Source organism: Lunatibacter salilacus, assembly GCF_009797935.1.
Classification (GTDB): domain Bacteria; phylum Bacteroidota; class Bacteroidia; order Cytophagales; family Cyclobacteriaceae; genus Lunatibacter; species Lunatibacter salilacus.
In genome coordinates this window covers 759,541-779,810 of sequence record NZ_VOLC01000001.1, presented here as the reverse complement: position 1 = coordinate 779,810, position 20,270 = coordinate 759,541, and the positions used below count along the sequence as shown (strand labels likewise).

At 39.9% G+C, this 20,270-nt stretch carries 20 protein-coding genes; 9 read left to right on the top strand and 11 right to left on the bottom strand.

Annotated features, from left to right (window positions below):
- Positions 1-817 precede the first annotated feature (817 nt).
- A complete protein-coding gene (locus FQ608_RS03075; RefSeq protein ID WP_158856309.1) occupies positions 818-1,933 on the top strand; it encodes an FRG domain-containing protein in 1,116 nt (371 codons plus the stop codon).
- A 157-nt stretch (positions 1,934-2,090) separates the two neighbouring features.
- Positions 2,091-2,972: a hypothetical protein gene (locus tag FQ608_RS03070; RefSeq protein WP_158856308.1), complete on the top strand. Its 882-nt coding sequence runs from the start codon at positions 2,091-2,093 to the stop codon at positions 2,970-2,972.
- Between the two features lie 225 nt (positions 2,973-3,197).
- Here the strand turns inward: FQ608_RS03070 and FQ608_RS27185 are convergent, their stop codons facing one another.
- The 3 genes from FQ608_RS27185 to FQ608_RS27175 are packed head-to-tail and all read right to left on the bottom strand — an operon-like array spanning position 3,198 to position 4,674.
- Positions 3,198-3,836, bottom strand: coding sequence for a transposase (locus FQ608_RS27185; RefSeq protein ID WP_199856296.1), 639 nt, complete (start codon positions 3,834-3,836; stop codon positions 3,198-3,200).
- Complete coding sequence (locus tag FQ608_RS27180) at positions 3,791-4,372, bottom strand: hypothetical protein (RefSeq protein WP_199856295.1); 582 nt, start codon at positions 4,370-4,372, stop codon at positions 3,791-3,793. Before FQ608_RS27180 ends, FQ608_RS27185 begins: the two co-directional genes overlap by 46 nt.
- A complete protein-coding gene (locus FQ608_RS27175; RefSeq protein ID WP_234364025.1) occupies positions 4,345-4,674 on the bottom strand; it encodes a transposase in 330 nt (109 codons plus the stop codon). Before FQ608_RS27175 ends, FQ608_RS27180 begins: the two co-directional genes overlap by 28 nt.
- Before the next feature lie 260 nt (positions 4,675-4,934).
- Here FQ608_RS27175 and FQ608_RS03060 point away from each other — a divergent pair, with 260 nt between their 5' ends.
- From FQ608_RS03060 to FQ608_RS03050, 3 genes are read left to right on the top strand one after another with little or no spacing between them, the layout of a single operon-like run.
- A complete protein-coding gene (locus FQ608_RS03060) occupies positions 4,935-5,873 on the top strand; it encodes an ABC-three component system protein (protein WP_158856307.1) in 939 nt (312 codons plus the stop codon).
- Positions 5,866-6,099 (top strand): ABC-three component system middle component 8, encoded by a 234-nt coding sequence (locus tag FQ608_RS03055; protein WP_158856306.1) that lies wholly within the window; start codon positions 5,866-5,868, stop codon positions 6,097-6,099. Before FQ608_RS03060 ends, FQ608_RS03055 begins: the two co-directional genes overlap by 8 nt.
- Positions 6,100-6,101: 2 nt before the next feature.
- Positions 6,102-7,859 carry a DUF2326 domain-containing protein gene (locus FQ608_RS03050; RefSeq protein WP_158856305.1) on the top strand — a complete coding sequence of 586 codons (1,758 nt, stop codon included), beginning with the start codon at positions 6,102-6,104 and terminating at the stop codon, positions 7,857-7,859.
- Positions 7,860-8,827: 968 nt separating this feature from the next.
- On the opposite strand, the gene FQ608_RS03045 is transcribed toward FQ608_RS03050, so the two are convergent.
- The 4 genes from FQ608_RS03045 to FQ608_RS03030 all read right to left on the bottom strand — a co-directional run bounded on the left by FQ608_RS03045 (position 8,828) and on the right by FQ608_RS03030 (position 12,727).
- A complete protein-coding gene (locus tag FQ608_RS03045) occupies positions 8,828-10,009 on the bottom strand; it encodes a VapE domain-containing protein (RefSeq protein ID WP_158856304.1) in 1,182 nt (393 codons plus the stop codon).
- A 142-nt stretch (positions 10,010-10,151) separates the two neighbouring features.
- Positions 10,152-10,436 carry a helix-turn-helix domain-containing protein gene (locus tag FQ608_RS03040; protein ID WP_158856303.1) on the bottom strand — a complete coding sequence of 95 codons (285 nt, stop codon included), beginning with the start codon at positions 10,434-10,436 and terminating at the stop codon, positions 10,152-10,154.
- A 75-nt stretch (positions 10,437-10,511) separates the two neighbouring features.
- Positions 10,512-11,285, bottom strand: a complete 774-nt coding sequence (locus tag FQ608_RS03035; RefSeq protein WP_158856302.1) for a hypothetical protein — start codon at positions 11,283-11,285, stop codon at positions 10,512-10,514.
- A 113-nt stretch (positions 11,286-11,398) separates the two neighbouring features.
- Positions 11,399-12,727 carry a site-specific integrase gene (locus FQ608_RS03030; protein WP_158856301.1) on the bottom strand — a complete coding sequence of 443 codons (1,329 nt, stop codon included), beginning with the start codon at positions 12,725-12,727 and terminating at the stop codon, positions 11,399-11,401.
- Between the two features lie 168 nt (positions 12,728-12,895).
- On the opposite strand from FQ608_RS03030, the gene FQ608_RS03025 reads away from it, so the two are divergent.
- From FQ608_RS03025 to FQ608_RS03010, 4 genes are all read left to right on the top strand, one after another.
- Positions 12,896-13,195: a GIY-YIG nuclease family protein gene (locus FQ608_RS03025; protein ID WP_234364024.1), complete on the top strand. Its 300-nt coding sequence runs from the start codon at positions 12,896-12,898 to the stop codon at positions 13,193-13,195.
- A gap of 113 nt (positions 13,196-13,308) precedes the next feature.
- On the top strand, positions 13,309-13,608 hold the full coding sequence (locus tag FQ608_RS03020; RefSeq protein WP_234364024.1) for a GIY-YIG nuclease family protein: 300 nt from the start codon (positions 13,309-13,311) through the stop codon (positions 13,606-13,608).
- A gap of 415 nt (positions 13,609-14,023) precedes the next feature.
- Positions 14,024-14,485 carry a type II RES/Xre toxin-antitoxin system antitoxin gene (parS, locus tag FQ608_RS03015; RefSeq protein ID WP_158856300.1) on the top strand — a complete coding sequence of 154 codons (462 nt, stop codon included), beginning with the start codon at positions 14,024-14,026 and terminating at the stop codon, positions 14,483-14,485.
- Between the two features lie 453 nt (positions 14,486-14,938).
- Complete coding sequence (locus FQ608_RS03010; protein WP_158856354.1) at positions 14,939-15,226, top strand: PIN domain-containing protein; 288 nt, start codon at positions 14,939-14,941, stop codon at positions 15,224-15,226.
- A gap of 64 nt (positions 15,227-15,290) precedes the next feature.
- Here FQ608_RS03010 and FQ608_RS03005 read toward each other — a convergent pair whose 3' ends face one another.
- The 4 genes from FQ608_RS03005 to FQ608_RS02990 all read right to left on the bottom strand — a co-directional run bounded on the left by FQ608_RS03005 (position 15,291) and on the right by FQ608_RS02990 (position 20,267).
- Complete coding sequence (locus tag FQ608_RS03005) at positions 15,291-16,127, bottom strand: endonuclease/exonuclease/phosphatase family protein (protein WP_158856299.1); 837 nt, start codon at positions 16,125-16,127, stop codon at positions 15,291-15,293.
- Between the two features lie 19 nt (positions 16,128-16,146).
- Positions 16,147-16,953: an endonuclease/exonuclease/phosphatase family protein gene (locus FQ608_RS03000; protein WP_234364023.1), complete on the bottom strand. Its 807-nt coding sequence runs from the start codon at positions 16,951-16,953 to the stop codon at positions 16,147-16,149.
- A gap of 118 nt (positions 16,954-17,071) precedes the next feature.
- Positions 17,072-18,559 carry an outer membrane protein assembly factor BamB family protein gene (locus FQ608_RS02995; protein ID WP_158856298.1) on the bottom strand — a complete coding sequence of 496 codons (1,488 nt, stop codon included), beginning with the start codon at positions 18,557-18,559 and terminating at the stop codon, positions 17,072-17,074.
- 61 nt (positions 18,560-18,620) lie between these two features.
- The gene (locus FQ608_RS02990; RefSeq protein ID WP_158856297.1) at positions 18,621-20,267 is read right to left on the bottom strand and encodes a RagB/SusD family nutrient uptake outer membrane protein; all 1,647 of its coding nucleotides are present in this window, start codon (positions 20,265-20,267) and stop codon (positions 18,621-18,623) included.
- Positions 20,268-20,270: the final 3 nt, after the last annotated feature.

Sequence of the window (20,270 nt, the reverse complement as noted above, 5' to 3'; positions counted from 1 at the left end):
CCTCTGGAATATTATGGTATCTTCGATACCAGATGCCCATGCCGGGCACACACATCACCTTGGATGCAGCGGGCGGTTCAGTGTATATAGAAAATACAGTATCTTTAAGAAGGTAGGAGTAGGCTTGGAAGAGAACAGCTCCGAATGCCCGCCGTCTCCAAGCTGAATCCCGTTAGCTGCAAGCCTACCAGACCGACAGTGCTAAAACAGAACAGTCAATGATTTTAGATAACATCAACATAATAGACAATTTTTCATTGCATTTTAATTGCAGACTTACTTCTCTTGACTTTATTGACAACGTAAACGAACTGACTTATTATTTAAATAATAAGAACGAGATAATTAAAAAGTCTGTAATTATACTTCCTTGTAGTGATAGAGACGTATTTAACCAATTAGTAAATTTTAATTATTCCAAACTACTAAACGAAATATGCCAACGAATAAATTTAAACGAAGAGTTGCTGGACATTTATAAATCTGAAATGCAAACAGATTTACTTGAACTGTATAATGATTACTTAAAGCAAAACAATAAATTAGTAGATATAAAAATTAACCCAAATTCGTATTCTTTTGAAATCATTTGTCAAGATTTATTTGTCAACTTGACAATCTCAGTATTTTCTCAATTTCACACAGAACTTACTAGTCAACTTGATTATTTTAATAAACAAATTGAAATGAATAGTGTAACCTCTGATTCCAAACATTATACAGAAAATTTATTTATAAACTCTAAAGTGTCGACCGCATTTTCCTATTTCATTATCGCCTATTTAGCAGAGAACCTAAAAATTAAATTGAACCTATAATGCAATCAATAAATATTACGGATAGTAAATTGGAATACCCTGGTTTCTACAACATATACCCAATACGAAATGAAATTAGTATTCATTCGGGAGTAAATGAACTTGCTAAAAAAGAGGATAAGACTCACCTCTTAATTGATGACAATTATGGTAGAGTTTTAAACGAAAACATTAATTGCCCCTACAGTAACTCCAAAACCATAAATTATTATAACCATTCTGCTAATTACACAATAATTGACGAACTGAGAGTTCCATTTAGAAAAATCCCTGTTTATAAATTTGAAGATTATGAAAGCCTATTCAAATTAATTTCTCAAATTGAAAAGGAAAATCCAGACTACGAGATTCTTCTTCGAGGACAAACTTCTCTATATACCATTAGAAGAGCAGCAGACGAGAATTTGTTTCTTTTTGGTGATGGTAAAGCAAAAGAACCTTCTTTTAAACCGAGTTTTGTTAGAAGCGATTTTAATGAGTTTTTTATCTACGGACTTTGGCATAGTCAAACAGCCTTAATGCTAAATGATGTCGGGATTGATTTAAAAGAAGTATTGAATAGTGAAGATTATATAGAATACCAAAAAGACGTTTTTAAAATAAAAAACTCACCTCATTTTACACCTATTTCACTTGGATTTGCCCAACATTACGGTTTACCAAGTGTCGGTTTAGACCTAACAAAAGACATAAAAGTGGCGACTTGGTTCGCTACAAATAAATTAATCATCGAAAATGATGGACTTGCTGAAACCCGACAACTTGAAGATTTTTCAGAATCCACCATTTTCATTTTTAGATGTCCCAAAGACACAGTTTTTTCTCACAAATCAATAAAGCCAAAATTTATAGAAAATACAAGACCCGACAGGCAGGATGCTTGGTTTTGCCATTCAGGTTGGGGATTATCAAAAAATCAATTGGCTTCATATTTGGTTTGTGCTATAGGACTTAATAACCGAGCATCAAACTTATCAAACAGCGACTATACACATTACTTATTTCCTGACAGAAGTGAAGACTTAGTTTTAAATTACTTTATGGACATTAAAGAGAACTCAAAAAATACTGGAGAAGTTAAAAGAGCGTTGAATAAAATTTATCTACTAAAATGACAGGAAGGCCAGCAGCTAACAGCATATATAGCCCATGGCGGGCGGCGTGCTTTACCGAATATTTGTGCTTTTAGTTAAATTTGTCAACGGCGGATAAAGAAGATCTTTGAAGCCGCCACGAGCCATATATGCGAAACGTTAGGCAAAATAAAAATTAATGATAAGTCTATTAAACATTGATAGAGTAAGAAGTGAGTGTAGAAATTCAGTAGAGAATTTAGAGATATGGATTAGAAATGTAATTGATACTGAGCTTAGAGATAAGTATGGTATTGATTATTGGAATTATATTGATGCTCAGGGAAGAAGATTAATCAGTAACAGCATAATTAAAGATGCCAAAGCTAGATATGATAATGAGCCAAAAAGATATTCTCGATTTATTGATGCCTTTCTATTAGATGATGTTATTAGAATAATTTGTAATCCTGAATTATTTAAAAATGTATTTAAACAGATTTTATCAGAAGCATACCCTGATGGCAATGATGAGGCAAGAACTTTTTTAAACCGTTTGATACCGATTAGAAATAAGTTGTACCATGCAAACCCTATCTCTAGTCATGAGGCTTTGCAGATAATGTGCTACTCTAATGATGTAATTAGTTCAATTAAGAGTTACTACAAAAGAAAAAATTTGGAAAAGAAATACAATGCGCCCACAATTATAAGAATTTCAGATTCTTTCGGCAATCAATTTATGGCTGGTCAAATTTCAAGGAATTCTACTGGTAGAGGCCATTGTGATACTAGAGCATCAGGTGGATTTTCTGTGGTATCAGGAGACCAATTAAAGATTGAAGTAGAAGTTGACCCTAGTTTTGACTCAAGCGATTATACTATAAATTGGGTGTTTGATAAAAAGGACACTTCGAATTACTTGGAAGCCTTCAATAGTTTAACGTTAGACATTGAAAATAAGCACATTAGAACAGATTATGTTATTTATTGCTTAGTCACTTCAAAAGAAGAGTGGCATAGATGTGGAGATGTAGATGATGCTGTAGGTATCTTATATGAGATAGTACCTAGAATATAATTACTTTGCCTAACGCTGCAAATACTTGACCACCGGGTGCAGTGAAGATTTGATAGTTCAGAGCTTTTATCAGTTCTTTCGTTTAGGCGGATAGGAACTGCTTTATAAACCGGTGGCCAGAGCATATGCTTGTCCGTCAGGCTGTGAAAAAACTAGCACCCCTATGAAAGACTTGCAAAAATTTTCTTTTCAGCTCGTTTTTAGCCCCTTTAAGCCCTCCAAATTTCACGCCGCTTTCGGTAGGCGGTGAAAATAAGACCTGTCAAACAGCCTTAAAATGCCCTGTTTTGTGTAAGGCGCGGTTGCCTTCCCATAATCCGGCATCCAGGTCCTGAGTTTGGCCAGCAGTTTTTCCATGCCCAGGATATTGATGGCCCGTTTCATGTTATACACTGTCATTATCAGGGCCATTTCACCGTTTACCTTGGCCAAACCTCTCAGGTTGGTGTGGTTGTAGCCCCATTGCCGCTTGATGGTACCGAAGATATGCTCGTTGATCTCCTGCCGCTTACGGTATAAATCCTTGTTGTTTTTGTAGTTAAGCCCGTTTTTCTCCACCGCTTCGGCATATTGGCTGCGTTCGATCTCCCTGCCTCCATTTGCCCGGCCCGTACAGAGGTGCTTTACCGCGCAGGAGGCACAGTCCGGGGTTCTATATTTCTTGAACTCATAACTGTCCCTTTCCCGTGTTTTCTTATGCCACGTTCCGGTTGTTTTGAGGGTCTTTCCCGCAGGACAGGTATATGTATTCGATTCCGGTTGGTATAGAAAGTTGGAAACCACGAATTCCGCTGTGGTCCCGTGTGCGTTGCTGTTTACTATGGCGGGGGGGCTACCAGGGTCTTTATTCCCGCCTGCTGACATGTTTCCAGTTCCCTGCTGTTGTTGTAGCCTTTGTCGAGTATGGCGGTAAAGTTCTTTTTATCCAGATTTGCCTGTGCCTCCAGTGCTATGCCGCTCATGGCATTTCTGTCGTTTCGGTTGATGGTGTGGGTGGCAACTACCAGGCTGTGCTTTTGGTCTACGGCTGCCTGCAGGTTGTAGCTCACCTCCACTACCTGTCCCTGAACCAGCAGGGCCCTCGCGTCGGGGTCGGTGGTGCTCACCTGCGGTTCTTGGCTTTCAGTAAGCGCAGTGCCCAATACTTCGTATTTGATCTTGTTGGATATGAGTTTTTCTATCTTCTCCTGTACATGGCTTACCCGCTCGGTCTGTTCCTTGATGTCATTTTTGTCCAGTTCAGCCAGATACTCGTTTGTCTTTTCCTCAATATAGGCCAGGTGGCCTTCTATCTTCTTGGCGTTGTAGTTGTTCTTCTTGCTGTTGCTGGCCCTTACCTTGGTGCCGTCCATTGCTATTACTTCGCCTGTTATCAGATCGGCTTCTTTGAGAAACGACACAAAGAGTTTGAAGGTGCTCTGAGTGCTCCGGGGTTGGCTTTCCTGAAATCGGCAATGCTGTGGTAGTTGGGGGTGAGGCTGCCCAGCAGCCAGTGTACCTCCACATTGCGTACGGTTCCTTTTTCCAGCTTTCGGCTGCTGCGCATCCCGTTGAGATAACCGTAAAGATACAGTTTCAGGAACACCTTGGGGTTGAAGGCCGGGCGGCCTTCAGTTTTGACTTCCGATACCGCAAAGCCCAGCTTGGGCAGCACCAGCATCTCAACGAAAGCATCCGGACAAGGTTTTCTTTGCTTATGCACTCGTCTATGCTGCATATTTGTAACTGAAGGCGGTCTTGGGGGGTAAGGTAGGCCATTCAGGAATAAGTTTACCCTTTAAAAATACGCATTTTGAAGTTTAAATCATATCTTTATTTGCGCATACCCAAAAAAATCAGACGGTAGTTTTTTCACAGACTGCCGTTACCAACAAGCGTAGAGAACACACAAATAAAAGCGAGAATTGTAAAAGGACATAATTTTATGAAACGCACATTAGATTGATTAGCTTTGCACAAAAAATGAGGAAATATCCGTTACACTATATAAATGAAGATGATTTTGAGAATTTAGCTACTTTAATCTGTAGAAAAATTCTTGGTGAAGCGGTTATTCCATTTGCTAAAGGGCCAGATGGTGGTAGAGATGGAAGGTTTCATGGAAAAGCAAATTTTTTCCCTAGTCTCTCTGATCCTTGGAATGGAAAAATAGTTATTGAAGCTAAGCATAGTTCAAAGGAAAGTTCAAGTTGTTCAGACAAGGAGTTTCAAAAGCTCCTTAAAGATGATATTTTGCCTAAAATTGAAAGATTAAAGAGTGTAGGGAAGATTAATTATTATCTTTTGATTACCAACAGAAAACTTACAGGTAAGCAAGATGAAAAAATAGAAGATTTAATTGATGCCAATACAGGAATTTCCAATGTAATTATTGCGGATGAAAAAATTCAGCAATGGCTTCAATCCTTTCCTGATATTGTAAAAGAAGCAAAACTTCAAGATTTATTGAGACCCCTTCAATTTGACGAAAGTGATTTGAAAAGTGTAATTGAGGCATTTCACAAATATTTACCATCAAGTGATACAATTGCCAAAAATATTGTTGACTTCAGATACGTAGAGATGGAGAAAAAAAATGAATTGAATAAACTTAGTAAAGATTATTTTGATAATGTGATGCAAAGACATTATTCCCATTTTGAATCAATTCGTGCTTTTTTGAAAGACCCAATAAACAAGCCGTTGAAAGATCAGTTTGACGATTTAGTTGACGAACTTAACGCTAAGATTACAATCTATGAAAATGAATACTTAGCTTTTGAAAGGTTGCTTGATGAATTATATGATTATGTCATTTCGAATAACGCGGAATTCTTTGGCTCAGGGAGAAAGAGATTAGTTAGAGTCTTTATCAACTATATGTATTGTAATTGTTTTATAGGAAAGAAATTAGATGCTTAAACCTGATAAACATACCGACATAAAATATTCAATTGTATTTCTTTCGGCAGTGATGATGAAGGAAATACTTGAAAATGGAATCATTAAGTATGATGATTTAAAAAACAGCCTTACCGGTAAAATCGGAAAAGGCATAACAGAAAATTACGAATACACCCTATCGTACCTTTTTATGCTCGGCAAAATTGAGTATGTAGATAAGTTAGATTCAATAAAAGCAATTTAAGGATGAAACTTGTAAAGATATATGCCAATAAAAATTTTAAGAACATTGAATTTCAACCTGAATTCAATGTCGTTATGGCTACTATTTTTGAAAAACAAAAGAAAAAAGACACTCATAATCTTGGCAAGACTTCCTTAATTCACGTAATCAATTTCATATTACTCGGTTCATTTAATAAGAAAATATTCGGGAATAAGATTTTTAATGGCGTTGTTTTTTATGGCGAATTGGCTTTGAACAATGGTAGCTATTTGATTATCAAACGAGAAATAGATACGAATACAAAAATTTCATTTAGGATTAATGACACTAAACATAAGGACTTTTTTATCCCTAGGAGTTGGAATGATGAAAATCTGACCTTTGATAAAGCTAGAAAAAAACTTAATGAACATCTTGGCTTTAATATTGTATCAAGCTACGACTATCGAAAGTCTATTACCTACTTTCTTAGAACTCAACAGGACTATTTAGACGTTTATAAACTCGACAAATTTAAAGGAAAGCATATTGATTGGAAACCGTTCGTATTTGAATTACTTGGTTATGATAGCAATCTGATAATTAAAAAATTATCGCTTGAAGAAGACATTGACAAGAAAAAAGGAATCATCCGGGTTTTAAAAGATGAAGCTAGGATTAATGTAAATGACCGTGATAAACTTGCTGGTTTGCTAGACATCAAAGAGCAGGAGGTAAACGAAGCTAAATCAACCATTGATAAATTTAATTTTTTTCAACAAGACAAATCTATCAATAAAGAACTCATTGAGAGTCTGGACAACCAAATACAAATTCTAAGTACTGATAGGTATAGAATTGCTTACGACATTAACAAAATAGAAAAGTCATTAGCAAATATTTCAGAACAAATAAATATTGAAGAACTCCAAAAACTTCATAATGAAGCACAACTGCTTTTCCAAGAAGAACTTAAAAAAGAGTTTTCTGATTTACTTAAATTTAACGAAGCAATTTCAAGAGACAGAAAAAGATATTTAATGGAAAATCTTCAAACACTTAAAGCTGAATTGATTTATGTTAACAAAGAATTAAATATTTTGGAATTGGAGAAAAGCGAGAAGTTATCTTTTCTTACGGAGAAAGATTCTTATATCAAATTTAAAGAGTATCAGAAGAACTTATCAAAGGTAGAGGCGGAAATAGAGCGTATCAAAGATAAAATTAAGGCAGTTGACCAGTCTATAGAAATTGAGAACGAGAGTTCCAAAATACAGCAGGAAATAGAAAAATCTGTTAATGAAATCCGTGAAGCAGTAAATAAAAGAAAACACGCTGATATCAATAGAATATTCAACTCAATTATTACAGATATTTTAGGTACCAATGCATTAATATCTATTGTACAAAATAAGCAGGGCAATATTGAATATAGTGCTGATTATCAAAATCCGAGTGATTTAAATACAACTTCGGAGGCCCAAGGTACTACATATAAAAAATTGCTCTGTATGGCTTTCGACCTTTCATTATTAATACATTATTCAGATAACTCGTTCTTCCGTTTTGTCTATCACGATGGTATTTTAGAAGGTCTTGACAATCGAATTAAGATACGCTTACTAAACAAGGTCAAGGAAATTTGTAGAGATTATAATTTACAATACATTTTATCATTGATTGACTCAGACATTCCTACAGATGAATCTGGTAAGAAGTATGAATTTTCAGAAGGTGAAATTTGCTTGGAACTAAACGATAAAGATGATTCAGGTAAATTGTTTCTTCATAGTTTTTGATTTAACACACAAGAACGCCCGCTGGTAACAGCGTGTATAAGAAATAGCGGGTTTAGTGCTTAATCAAAGGTCAGTTCTTGTAATAAAAGTCAGTGCCAAACTGAAAGTGAAGTGCTTTTTAGTCCGCTACTTCTCATAAACGCAAAACGTTCCTACAATTGGGATATGGTCTTCGGATCAAGATTATCCTGGGATGGATAGTATTTCTTCGGAAGCCGCCACAAGCGATATGAGCAAACCGATACCAGTTGTTTTTTTCTTCCGATTTTTTTTAAAATCCGAGTTGCGAGGAATTTTTCCCTCCCCCTCAAATGGAAATTAGGTGGGCAAGTAAGTTTTTGGCACAATAAAACCGATAGGTTTATTGTCAGACAAAAACACAACTTGCAAGGACCGCGCACAACGGATCGGAGGTTACGCCTTTTTACTGATTGGGTATTATAAGCTACTGTTGAAGTTGTTTTTAAAAGTTTTTTTCCGGAAAATATTGGTTAATTAAGGATGGTAAATTTTATCTAAATAAGGAAATATATGTTTATGACTTTATATAAATATCTCATATAAAGAAATATCGACATATCTTTTTATAGATTTAGAGGTATATAGGGATATACAGATAGCTGTTTTAGGCGAATTAGATAGAATAATTATTTTGCTGGTAAAAAGAAAAAGACTACATTTTTTAATGATATTGAATTTACTGGCCATTTTTTCTTTTTGGCGTTTAAAATGAGTAAAAAAACCCAAAATCCGGCTACTACAATTACTGCTTACCACAAACCTATCTAGGTCATTGTTTATCAGTCATTTGTAGCCCTCTATTCTGTAATAAAGCCTTACTACATCTTCCGGATAGCCTACTTCAAATCCAAAATGAAGTAAGGTGAAGTAAGCTTGTTTAGAATTCCCTACTACACCATAACATATTGTTTGTTAATATTTTATATTACATTTTAGTAGGTAGTAAGCTAATAATGGTATTTTACATAATAACCCTTTACAGGAAAATCCGATGACAAGTGACCTCTCTTAGAGTGTTGGATGAACCCCAGCTTTTTTAACGCCTTTCCGGTTTCTTCCCGGCTAACCTTTAGTCTTCCTTCAAGCTTTGCATTCAACATTTCGCAAATCTCGGAAGCGGTCATAAACTTATCTTCTTTGTCACCGGCTTGAAAATATTTTTGGATGAGTTCCAGTTCTAGCGAGACGGTACTGTACTGGGCATTGGATCTTTCATTCTCCGCTACCTCTTCCGCAGTCATCTCGTATCTGAAACCAGAGTTAAAGAGGTGGTAGGCCTGCGACCAAACCACATCAATATCTATGTCCTTTTTATAATCCCAGTCAATGGAAAGAACGGTGAAGCACAGCCATCTGACACTGCCCGTTACATCTGTTAGAAATTCGGCCCTGTTGGTGGATCCACAAATGGAAGCCCTTCTTGGCTCCAGCCTTGGTTTTTTATCATAGGGGTGGCGTACTTTGACAAAGGATTTGCTCATTAGGGTTTTCTGTGCATTTATTTCCGTCTTCGAGAGCGTGGAAAGTTCATCCTGTATGATGACGAAATTCTGGCAGAGAGCTATTAGGCTGTCCTTGTCCACGGAAATATTTTCGGCTTGGTACTGGCTCAGCTCAAGAGGTATCAGGAACCTGGTGAGAGTGGTCTTGCCACTGTTCTGGGCATCCTGAACAAAAATCAGTGCCTGCTTGTTGAAATAATCTTCCATTAAACAGCAAGCCACACAGCGCACCAGCCATTTTTTGAACTGGAGCGAAAATCTTTCAGTCTCCTCTGCCTTTATATAGTTGGAGAATCTGGTGATGTAGTCCCCGTGGACGTCTTCTTTCCATACGTCTTTGTACCGCTCAAAATACATCTCAAAGGGGTTACTTTTTGGGATGTAATCCGAACAAAGGAAGGAGTTGATTTCTGCTACCGAGGTTCTCAACCCTGCCTCACGGGATTCAATAAAGAGGGTGTGGGGGTTGACCTGGTAGAATTCTTCTTTTTCTTTTTCACTCGCAAAAACTTCGTTCAGCACCGTGTTGTAGATGAAGTCATATTTGGTAAGCAAGTGGCGTATCATTTTGATGGTTGAGGAATTCGCATGCTGGCCCAGCTCCCTGAGCGGGATATTCTTTTTCATAATTCTGCACTTAAATGTTTGACAATGAATGCAGAAATGGTATTTTTGCTTTGGCAATAAGGAAATACCCTTTCTGACAAAATCTAAAAGCGGGTCATGGCGGACCTGCTTTTTGTATTTAATTAGGTATATGAAAGTGTACTTATCGGGCAGTCCTTGATTTTTTAGACATGGCGTTTAGGACTTCTTCCCTTCTGAAATAGATACGCTTGTGGAGCCTTAAATAAGGAAGACCTTTTTTCATCCAGTCGGTAAGCGTGACTAGGGATACACCAAGTTCATCTGCCATTTCTTTTTTAGTCAGCAGCTTCTCCTTTTGGGAATGGACAGGGTCTTGTAGTTTGATTTCTTTTAAGGCTTTTTCTAGTTCCTCTCTGACTGCATCCTGGATGCAGTGAATGAGTGCGTTGGAATCGAATATCTGCATTATCAACTTTGTTTGGTTGAGGCAAATATTGGAAGGGAAGGATAAAAAAGGATGCCCAAGGGGTTTAGTTGGGCATCAAACAGGTTGTTTTTTGGAAAGTTTGATCTTGTAGATTCTGTCTTTTTCTTTTATGCTGGTTTTTCTTACCGGGTTGTCTTTATCAAAACCATCCTCAATTTTGAAATAATTCAAGGCTGTTCCATACTTGATGGATGCACCATCTTCCAAAAAATGGTTGGACAGTATCTTTGCCCATACGGTCTGTGCAGTGGTGTCTAAAACTTCACTATTGTCAAACGGTGATTTCAGGCTCTGTAACTGGATCAGGAGGTCGATTATAGGCGTCTTTCCTACCTTTAGTATATTGACTTTAAACTGGTCGGGTACTTTATAAAATGCAATCTCCTTCTTCAGGGTGGTCAGTTCTTCTTCCAGACGTTCTATCGTTTTTGTTTTTTCCTTCATGGCATCGTTAAAAGGGACCGTTACATCCCATTTGTCAAAGCCCTTCAGAAACTGCCGGAATTCCTCAAGTTTATCCAACCTTTTGATGGAAAGAGGGGAAAAGGGCCGGTCCTCATGATAATAAATCCCCCTGTTGATCAACTTCCAAATAAACTTAAATTGCTTCTCTTCAGTCGCATTTGGATCAGTAGTCAAATAATGGGAGAGATGGAAATTATAAAACTCTTCGTAGTTACTCCGGTTGATATATGGTCTGTAAATTTTCATCAGAAAATAGTTCCGGAGATGGATGTCGCTGAACAGGATCATCGGACCTACCTGGTATTTTGATTTTACATTTGAATTAAATCTCCATCTCTGAATGTGTTTCTCATATTGTTTCATGTGTGTATAATTGTTTTTTAATGGTCAGATAGCTTGTCCCGAATTAATTCGGGAGAATCTCGCAATTATAATCATCCCTCTGTTTATCGCTTGCGCTGTGCTCGATTTCATGATTAGAATCTTTTCAGTGCGTCAATAAGGGAATCCATGCCTGCGGATTCGTATTTCATTAGAGTTCTGATATCTGAATGCTGGGTGATCTTTTGCACTAGGGTAACCGGCACTCCCTTGGAAAGCAGAATTGTTACCATGGTTCTTCTTCCCATATGGCTGCTCATAAACTCATACTTCGGCTTTTGTATAATGATTTCATTTTTCCCGCTGAATCGGGTGATTTTTACCGGATCATCAATTTCAGCAAGTTTTCCTACTTCCTTTATGTAATCATTAAACTTTTGGTTCGAGATTTTTGGTAGCACGAAATCATACTTCTTTAAAATATCCAAGCCCTTTGCTAAGAACCCTTCAAAAGGAACAGTGACTTTTTTCTTGGTTTTTGCTGACAGGAATGACCATTTGTTGTCTTTAAAGTCAGCTGCTGAAAAACGGAATATGTCGGAAAATCGCTGGCCCGTAAAGCAGGCAAAGCAAAAAAGATCCCTCACCCGTTCATAAGTTGGATGTCCGCTCAAGTCCAATTCATAAATTCTATTTAGCTCAGGTTCCGTTAGCACCACTATTTCATTGTGCGCCTTTTTCTTATAGGGTGATTTGTGGGGTTTGGAGGCGTCAGGGTGCACGGGATGGCCGTTTTCCCCGCACCAGGTCAAGAAGACTTTTAGTGTCGATATATATTTATAAATGGTATCGTTCAACAACCCTCTTCCAGTGTTGAGCGGGTTTTCTTTGCCGCTCAAAAACTTTTCAAACTGTACAAAGAATGAACTGTTAAAGTCTGGCAAGGATAAAGCAATATTTGATGCCTTCTGATAATCGATAAGGGCTTTAAACACCGTCCTGTACTCTTTCATTGTTCCTTCGGAGGTATAAATGGCCTTGTGGTTTTTGAATTCTTCAATCAGACCGTCCAGGTTATTGTCCGCAAGAATCAGAATTTTTTTATCTATGGTAGCTTTTAATATTTGTTGGTAGGCGCTTTTTGAAATGACTTTATTTTCGTCCTTTATTTTTACCGCGGCTTTTAGGATGTCGGAAGAAAGGCTGTTAAGTTCTGAGTTCAGCTCCATGGCAGCCGGGGCAGCGGCTTTGACAATACCGTTTTTGAAATCCCAATATTTCGACTGGATCTTAACGGATGTCCGGTATTTAAGGCGAAGGGATTTATCCGGTGAAAAAAATACGTAGACCGAAGTGGGTTTCGGGTTAAGATACTTAAGGGCCAAATTCCTTTTCTTTTCTCTGGCAGATGCGATTTCGCTTTTTAAAGATTCGCTGTCGATTTCAGGATTATATGGCCGATCGAGATAGAAGGTACATTTCATAATGCGGACAGATTGCGGACAGATTTTCTTATTTTTGTCCTGTATCAACTTAATTAAGATATATAAAGTTAAGGACAAAATTTTATAACTACCTAATTATCAAGCAAAAAAAATTAACCTAGGCTAAGTTGAGAAAGCTGTTCGAATCCCGCCACCCCGACGAGAAGTATGGCCAGACTGGTTCTCCAGTCTGGTTTTTTTTTGGTTATGGAATACTTTGTTTACATCCTTTATTCAGAAACGACCGACCGCTATTATGTCGGCCAGACCCAAAACTTGGAGGAAAGTATGGAAAGGCATAACAGCGGCCGTAATAAATCGACAAAGCCGGGAATCCCTTGGACGCTGGTCCACTTTGAATTGTCTTCGGACAGGCTCTCTGCCATGGCAAGGGAAAAATATATAAAAAACCATGGTAGCAAAAGATATTTAACCTTGATCAGCAATAGCAGCGATATGGATAGTTGAGTCTATTCCGGGGGCGTACCGCTGTCCGGTAACACGTCCGAACTTAAGTTAAAAAGGTCGTGGGTTCGAAGTGAGCGAATCCTGACGGCAGTCAGGGCACCCCGACGAAAAGTATGGCCAGACTGGTTCTCCAGTCTGGTTTTTTTTTGGTTATGGAATACTTTGTTTACATCCTTTATTCAGAAACGACCGACCGCTATTATGTCGGCCAGACCCAAAACTTGGAGGAAAGTATGGAAAGGCATAACAGCGGCCGTAATAAATCGACAAAGCCGGGAATCCCTTGGACGCTGGTCCACTTTGAATTGTCTTCGGACAGGCTCTCTGCCATGGCAAGGGAAAAATATATAAAAAACCATGGTAGCAAAAGATATTTAACCTTGATCAGCAATAGCAGCGATATGGATAGTTGAGTCTATTCCGGGGGCGTACCGCTGTCCGGTAACACGTCCGAACTTAAGTTAAAAAGGTCGTGGGTTCGAAGTGAGCGAATCCTGACGGCAGTCAGGGCACCCCGACGAAAAGTATGGCCAGACTGGTTCTCCAGTCTGGCTTTTTTTTGCGGAAATAAGCGGACAAATTTTCGTATTGCTTTTCTAAGAGGCTAAATTTTCTTTGCTGCCTGTTCGCTTTAGTAGTGGGTTGGCTGATGTACCTTGATTGCCACCACAACACTAAGCCCTGAACATTATGTGCAATGCTGCTTGACCTCCTAACTTAAATGTTGAAGTTTGTGTTTAGTTATATTTAAGTGTATTTTTATACATTCGTTAAAGAAAAAGTATACTATGTCAATTAGAAGAAAAATCCGATTTAGTTACTAAACCTGTGGCAGCCAAAAAAACAACAGTCACAATGCGGCATGAAGGTTTACGTGGTGCTATTATTTATCCAGGAATAGATCAGCCAGAAAATCAAATGACACCATTTGAAAAAATGAAAAGGCTACAGCAAGGCTTAAGCAATACGCATTTGGAAAGACTTAAAGCGAGAACTGAACTAGATTATGATAAATTATCTCATGTACTCTCTGTGACGCGCTCTACCCTAATAAAGAAAAAAGGCGAGCAAACATATAGCTTTGCCGTAGGCGAAAGAATGCTGGATTTAGCTGACATTTATTCCTACGGTTATAAAGTGTTTGAGGATGAAAGAAAATTTAGAGAGTGGATGTTTAAAAGTAATCATGCGTTAGGAGGAAAAGCCCCATACGACATACTGGATAATCAGTTTGGAAGGCAGGAGGTTAAAAATCTTATTGGTAGAATTGAGTACGGTGTGTATTCCTAGTAAAGAATTTAATTATATTTTAAATCCCTCTCATCCCGATAGCAAAGAATTTAAAATTATTAGTGTTGAAGATTTTGTATATGACGTTAGAATAAAATTAACATAGCACACTGCACTCAATCGTCTAAACGGCCCCGCCAGGTGGTTCACTGGAATGTAGATTATGGTTTGAGGTAATAGGTAAGCATGGATTTATATCCTTTACTTCTCAGGCATTCCTTGGACGATTGTTCAATTCGAAATGTCTGCGGACAGGCTCTCTGCCCTAGAAATTTATCAAAAATTTGGGGTGGCAAAGCATAGTTTAGAATCTTTAATGTAGGCAACATGAGACAAATAAACAGAATTCCTTATTTTTCGTATATTTGCTAGGGAGAACCAAAATTAAACCTTTGAGTATTTTGAAGCTGATTACACTAAAGACCTGACAGTAAATATCCTTTTTTTCTTGAACTGATTAATAATCTTAGGCTGGAAGAAGTAGACGATAACCCCTCTGATAATGCAGAGGACGCCAAGCTAGAAATTTTGAATCAGTTCGTGAGTGAATCCGTCGAATTTAATTTGGCTGAATCAGTAATTGTCAAGGCTATTGAACTAAGGAAAACCTACAAGGCTAAACTCCCCGATGCAATTATAGTCGCCTCTGCCTTGGTCCATGACCTAACTTCACTTACTAAGAATATGGCAGATTTTAATAAAATTGAAGGCTTGAATATGATCAATCCCCACGACATGTAAAAAGCCTTAAAAATATAGCTTTTCACTCATAATGTGAACGATCAAAACAGCAAAATATCCTAAGCTAATCTAAGTTGAATTCCGTAACCACAGGCCTGTGGTCCGACGCGGAACTGTTGTTTATTACTTCGTGACTTTCAACCGAAAGCTCTCCTCCAGCACTATGGAAGACGATATAATCTATAACCCTGTTTGGGCTTATAGCGGGAAACGTAGGAGGACATACCGAGCAGGAATTGGTAAAATGTGACAAAAGCGTCTTTATCTCATCGGCTTCAGGAACGGCATTAAAATCCCCCGCCACGATAAAGGGCAACGTTTCTTTTTCCGCTATTTCCACGATTCTTTCTGCCTGCATCCTACGGTTTGTAGGATTGGACAATGCGTCTAGGTGTGTATTTCCGAAACGGATTTCAGTACCGTCCGGTAATGTGATTTTCACCGTGGCTAATATCCTGGGTTCTCCCCCGATATCGGGGTCACTGGGCAGCCTGTGAATAGTACCTTCCGATATTGGGAAGCGGGACAGTATCAAAACCCCATATTCCCCACCCTGGTAATCGATGGCCTTTGCAAAAAAATGTCTCATTCGCAGCCTATCCGCAAGTTCTCGCGCCAAGTCTCGGCTACCTGAGCGGTTGGTGTTTACATCCACCTCCTGGATGGCTATGATATCCGGCCTCACCCCATTGATCACATCGATCACGGGTTCTAGGTTAACGCTACCAGACGGCGGGGTGAAATATCGCACATTGTAATTCAATACCGTCAGCTGCTCCAAAACAATTTCATCCTCCTCTTTCTCCTCGGGATCTGCGTTATCATCGGACACACAGGCGAATTGAAACACCAACAAAAAAATTATGGCAATAAAACCAGACACACCTTTCCACTTCATCATAACGGTATTTAATTAAATTTTAAGGCTGAATCTCCAGCTCAGCAAATACGGGTAGGTGGTCGGACGCATAGGTTTCAGGGATCACCATGTGCTGAATAACTTTGAATCTTTCCTGAGGACTAAAAGCGATAAAATCAATTGCACGGTTTGGGTTAATTACGGGTATTGTCGGAGCGCAATCTTCGCAGGTTCTTTTAAATGTCACATCCAGCATTTCGATAGTGCGGCTGTCTGGTTTAGCATTAAAATCACCCGCCACAATCATCGGCAATGAAGATTTCTCCGCAAAAGAAACAATGGCCTCCATCTGCATTAATCGGTTGGTTTCATGCCTAACTTCCAAATGAGTTACACCAAATACAAAATCAAATCCATCATCCGTCCGAATTTCTGCGGTTGCCAGGACACGGGGTTCTGAATTGGTTTCAGGGTCCGCTGGCAGGGAGAGGGTTTGGGTATTTCTAAGGTCAAACTTGGACAAAATGGCTACTCCATAATCACCACCGTCATGGTCAATGGCCTTGCCAAAATAATAAGCCTTCATCCCTGTTTTCTCGGCAAGGATTTTTGCCTGGTCTATATTTCCAGATCGGTTAATATTTACATCAACCTCCTGCAAGGCGACCACATCCGGATTATGATCATTGATGACCTTGGCTATTGCATCCATATCGATGAAGTTCTTATCCTTACTAGGAGGATTAGCATAGTGGATGTTGTAGCATAGGACTTTCAAAGTGGGTTTTTCAGGGGATGAAGTATCCACAGGCTTGCCAGACATAATGGCACTAAACAAAATCGCAATAATTACTGTGATCAGATTCATTGGCATATAAGTGAAATGAGATAATGAAAAATAGCTAAGCGCAAGCTGTTTTGTTTTCCGTATTGTTCGGGAGTTTCAATTGAGGTATGCGCTTAGCCATTTTTTTATAGAGATTAACTTAATCGGCCTTTGCCGTGTTTTTCAGATTTTTCCCTTTCATCGGCCAGTAGGAATTGGCAGGGCCACTTTCCTCCACGGCAATCTTATGCAACTTGATGTGGGACTCGTCTCTTCCTTCTACATATACTGTTCCATCTTCTGTGATTACCGGAGAATTGACCGCTCCGGTACCCAATTGGAATTCCCGGGCCAAAAGCCCTTGAGCAGTTATCACTGCGAGTTTTCCATCTGCGGTGCCAATATAAACGTTTCCATCTGTATCCACAGCGGGGACACTTTCTATGGTTTGTAGATTGTAGGTCCAATTAACCTCTCCATTATCAGGATTGAGAGATACCAATCCGCCACTTGAACCGGAGTACAAATCGCCGTTTTCTCCGACTACAACGCCAGATTGAGCTGCTCCGGTAACCTCAGCCGCCCATTTGATAGCTCCCGTACTGCCGTTATCCTCAATCGCCACAATATGGGCATTTGTGGTATAATAGACGGTACCGTCGGCATCCATGGATAGGGAGCTACCATGGGTCCCACTGCCTGGGCCAACTGGAGATTCCCATTTTTGCGACCCATCTTCGGTGTTAACTGCCCAGATGCGTCCTTCCGACGTATTAAGAAAATAGGCAGTCGTTCCATCTTTATTAATTACCGGTGCCGCATAAAATGCGCCAACCCCGGTGATCTCCCACCTCTTTTCCCCATCCGGAGTCCAAGAGTAAGCTCCACCGTTTGCTCCCTGCTGTCGGGAACCGTGGTAAACGTTTCCGTTGTCGTCCACCGCTGGTGTGTTGTTTGACACTCCAGTTCCAACTGAGCCACTCCATAAAATATCTCCGGAGGATGCCTCGATCTTGGCGATAGTTCTGTTTGCCGCCCAGGTATTGATATAGAGATTTCCATCATGACCGATTGAAGGTGCATTAGAAACCTGATTACCCAACACAGTTGCCCATTTGACACTTGCATTGTCTCCGTTATCGGTCACAGCCACCATGGTGGATTGTGCCGCGGCATTTCCCTCTATATAATAGATAGTGCCGTCATCCCCGATAGCCGGAGCATTTGAGCCCTCGTTGATATTGCTCACCGTAGTTCCATTGGTAATGCTCCAAACCAACTCACCAATAAATTCTTTGGGGGGTGCTGCAACGGTTACCGTTTTGGTCACCGTATGGATCTCGCCGGCAGCATTGGTGACTGTCAGTGCTACTTCAAACTCACCTGCGGCTGGGAACGTGTAGTAGGGGTTTCTTTTGGTGGCGGTAGCACCTGTGCCATCATTAAACTCCCAATGCCAAGAGACAATCTGCCCGGACTCCGAGCTCGGATCAGCATATAGCAACACCTCTACTCCCTCAACCGGCAACTCCGGGGTGATGTTGAAATCGGCACGAGGCGGATTGACATCTGCGAATTCGTCTTCCGAACAAGCCCATGTCACTATCCCGACGGAGAAAAGTAGGAACAATAATTTTATATTTTTCATATATTAGGATCAATTTTTAAATAAACTAACACACTTATAATTTACAGCTGCTTTGGTATATTTACCAGCCTGGGTTTTGTCCTAGACCCGGGAAACGCTCCAACTGAGGAAGTGGAATTGGCCAAAGTAGATTTCTTGGCTCCACAAATGTTCTTCCACTATAGGCAATAATGTATCCTTCACTGTCTTCCGCAAAATTTGCCACAAAGGCAGGATTCGAGGCCCAGGCTTTTTTAATCCCCTTGACATCCTCTGCTAAGCTGGCTCCGTCTCTCCATCTCAGGATATCGAAGTAGCGTTGTCCTTCCAGTGCCAACTCCACCCTTCGTTCCCTTCTGATTTCGTCTCTTAGCTCCAACCCGGCTTCCGCAAGCTCATCCAAGATCATATGCTTCATGCCCACGCGGTCTCTAAGTAGATTGATGGACATATCAAGATCTTCCTGAGTGAGTGAACCCTGCTCCATCCTAGCTTCTGCGTAAGTCAGTAAAACTTCAGCGTATCTGAATAAGTGAATATCGTTATGATCTCTTCCTACCAAACCTACCGTAGATATCTCGGCATATTTGGTAAAATAGTATCCGGTCACGGTGACCGCTCCCCGCCTGTCATTGTTGAATTTGGGTTCTACAAAAATGCTGGGATCCGTATTGTCAGCCCGGCCGTCAAAGCGACCTCCCCATGCGGATCCAGGAGATAATATGGTCTGTACCATGCGGGGATCTCTGTTTTCAAATACATCGTCGTAACCCTCCTCCACGTAAAGGGGAGAACTGTCTATTGGAAGTCCATCGACCATCAGGTAAGAATCAACCAAGGACTTGGTCGGGTTCCAGCGAATTACCTGATCGGGTACTTGGATTTCTCTTGACAAGTTGTGTAATACCAAATCGGGTAAATGCAGCCTGCCGATAATGGTTTCTTTGTTTAGTCGGTTGGCCTGTCTGCCGTTATACGTAAACAATTCGTAATAATTTCTGGAAGGGTCTCCTATGTTGAATAGCTCGTAAACTCCCAGGTCCATCACTTGTTTAGCAGCCTCTTCAGCTACATCATAATGCCCGTTGTACAGGGCTATCCTTGCTTTGAGCGCCAAGGCAGAACCTCTGCTCATCCTACCCAACTGCTGACCGCTTCGGATCTCGACGGGGAGGCTAGCCGCGGCGCGATCCAAATCTTCGAATAAGAAGCTGATCACTTCTGCTCTTGGGCTACGCGGTACAAACACTTCATCTACGGTTAGGGTTGTTGTCACCAAAGGCACGTCACCAAAGAAACTGGTCAAAAACAAATACCCCAACGCTCGGATAACCCTTGCTTCTCCCGCAAGAGATTCCCTTCTGTCAGGGTCCATCTCTGCTCTCTCATAGTTTTCCAAAAATGCATTGGCTTGGCGGATTGCCCGGTACTGCGTGGTCCATTCTGTATTCAGGGTTCCCAAATCATTGGCGAAGTTGCCAGAACCAATCTGTTGATAGGCGGTGGTGGAAGGCCAAAGCGTATTGTCGCCCATGTTTTCCATATCCACCGTATTTTTAGCTTTCACATTTCCATACAGACCATTGAGAGCCAAAATCAACTGTTCTTCACTTTCCCAAAAGGTCTCATTGGTAACCACATCCAACGGAGCTACATCCAAAAAGCCATCATCACAACTTGCGAAACATAATCCGCTAATGATCAAACCTAATTTTATATACTTTTTCATATG

Excerpts from the sequence above, each read along its gene's own strand:
- FQ608_RS03045 (WP_158856304.1), bottom strand. The coding sequence starts at position 10,009 with ATGAAAAAGAATATCCCGCTCAGGGAGCTGGGCCAGCATGCGAATTCC.
- FQ608_RS03060 (WP_158856307.1), top strand. The coding sequence starts at position 4,935 with ATGAGGAAATATCCGTTACACTATATAAATGAAGATGATTTTGAGAAT.
- FQ608_RS03035 (WP_158856302.1), bottom strand. The coding sequence starts at position 11,285 with ATGAAACAATATGAGAAACACATTCAGAGATGGAGATTTAATTCAAAT.
- FQ608_RS03055 (WP_158856306.1), top strand. The coding sequence starts at position 5,866 with ATGCTTAAACCTGATAAACATACCGACATAAAATATTCAATTGTATTT.
- FQ608_RS03070 (WP_158856308.1), top strand. The coding sequence starts at position 2,091 with ATGATAAGTCTATTAAACATTGATAGAGTAAGAAGTGAGTGTAGAAAT.
- FQ608_RS03075 (WP_158856309.1), top strand. The coding sequence starts at position 818 with ATGCAATCAATAAATATTACGGATAGTAAATTGGAATACCCTGGTTTC.
- FQ608_RS02990 (WP_158856297.1), bottom strand. The coding sequence starts at position 20,267 with ATGAAAAAGTATATAAAATTAGGTTTGATCATTAGCGGATTATGTTTC.
- FQ608_RS03000 (WP_234364023.1), bottom strand. The coding sequence starts at position 16,953 with ATGAATCTGATCACAGTAATTATTGCGATTTTGTTTAGTGCCATTATG.
- FQ608_RS03005 (WP_158856299.1), bottom strand. The coding sequence starts at position 16,127 with ATGATGAAGTGGAAAGGTGTGTCTGGTTTTATTGCCATAATTTTTTTG.
- FQ608_RS03030 (WP_158856301.1), bottom strand. The coding sequence starts at position 12,727 with ATGAAATGTACCTTCTATCTCGATCGGCCATATAATCCTGAAATCGAC.
- FQ608_RS02995 (WP_158856298.1), bottom strand. The coding sequence starts at position 18,559 with ATGAAAAATATAAAATTATTGTTCCTACTTTTCTCCGTCGGGATAGTG.
- FQ608_RS03050 (WP_158856305.1), top strand. The coding sequence starts at position 6,102 with ATGAAACTTGTAAAGATATATGCCAATAAAAATTTTAAGAACATTGAA.
- FQ608_RS27185 (WP_199856296.1), bottom strand. The coding sequence starts at position 3,836 with ATGTCAGCAGGCGGGAATAAAGACCCTGGTAGCCCCCCCGCCATAGTA.
- FQ608_RS03040 (WP_158856303.1), bottom strand. The coding sequence starts at position 10,436 with ATGCAGATATTCGATTCCAACGCACTCATTCACTGCATCCAGGATGCA.
- FQ608_RS03020 (WP_234364024.1), top strand. The coding sequence starts at position 13,309 with ATGGCCAGACTGGTTCTCCAGTCTGGTTTTTTTTTGGTTATGGAATAC.
- FQ608_RS03025 (WP_234364024.1), top strand. The coding sequence starts at position 12,896 with ATGGCCAGACTGGTTCTCCAGTCTGGTTTTTTTTTGGTTATGGAATAC.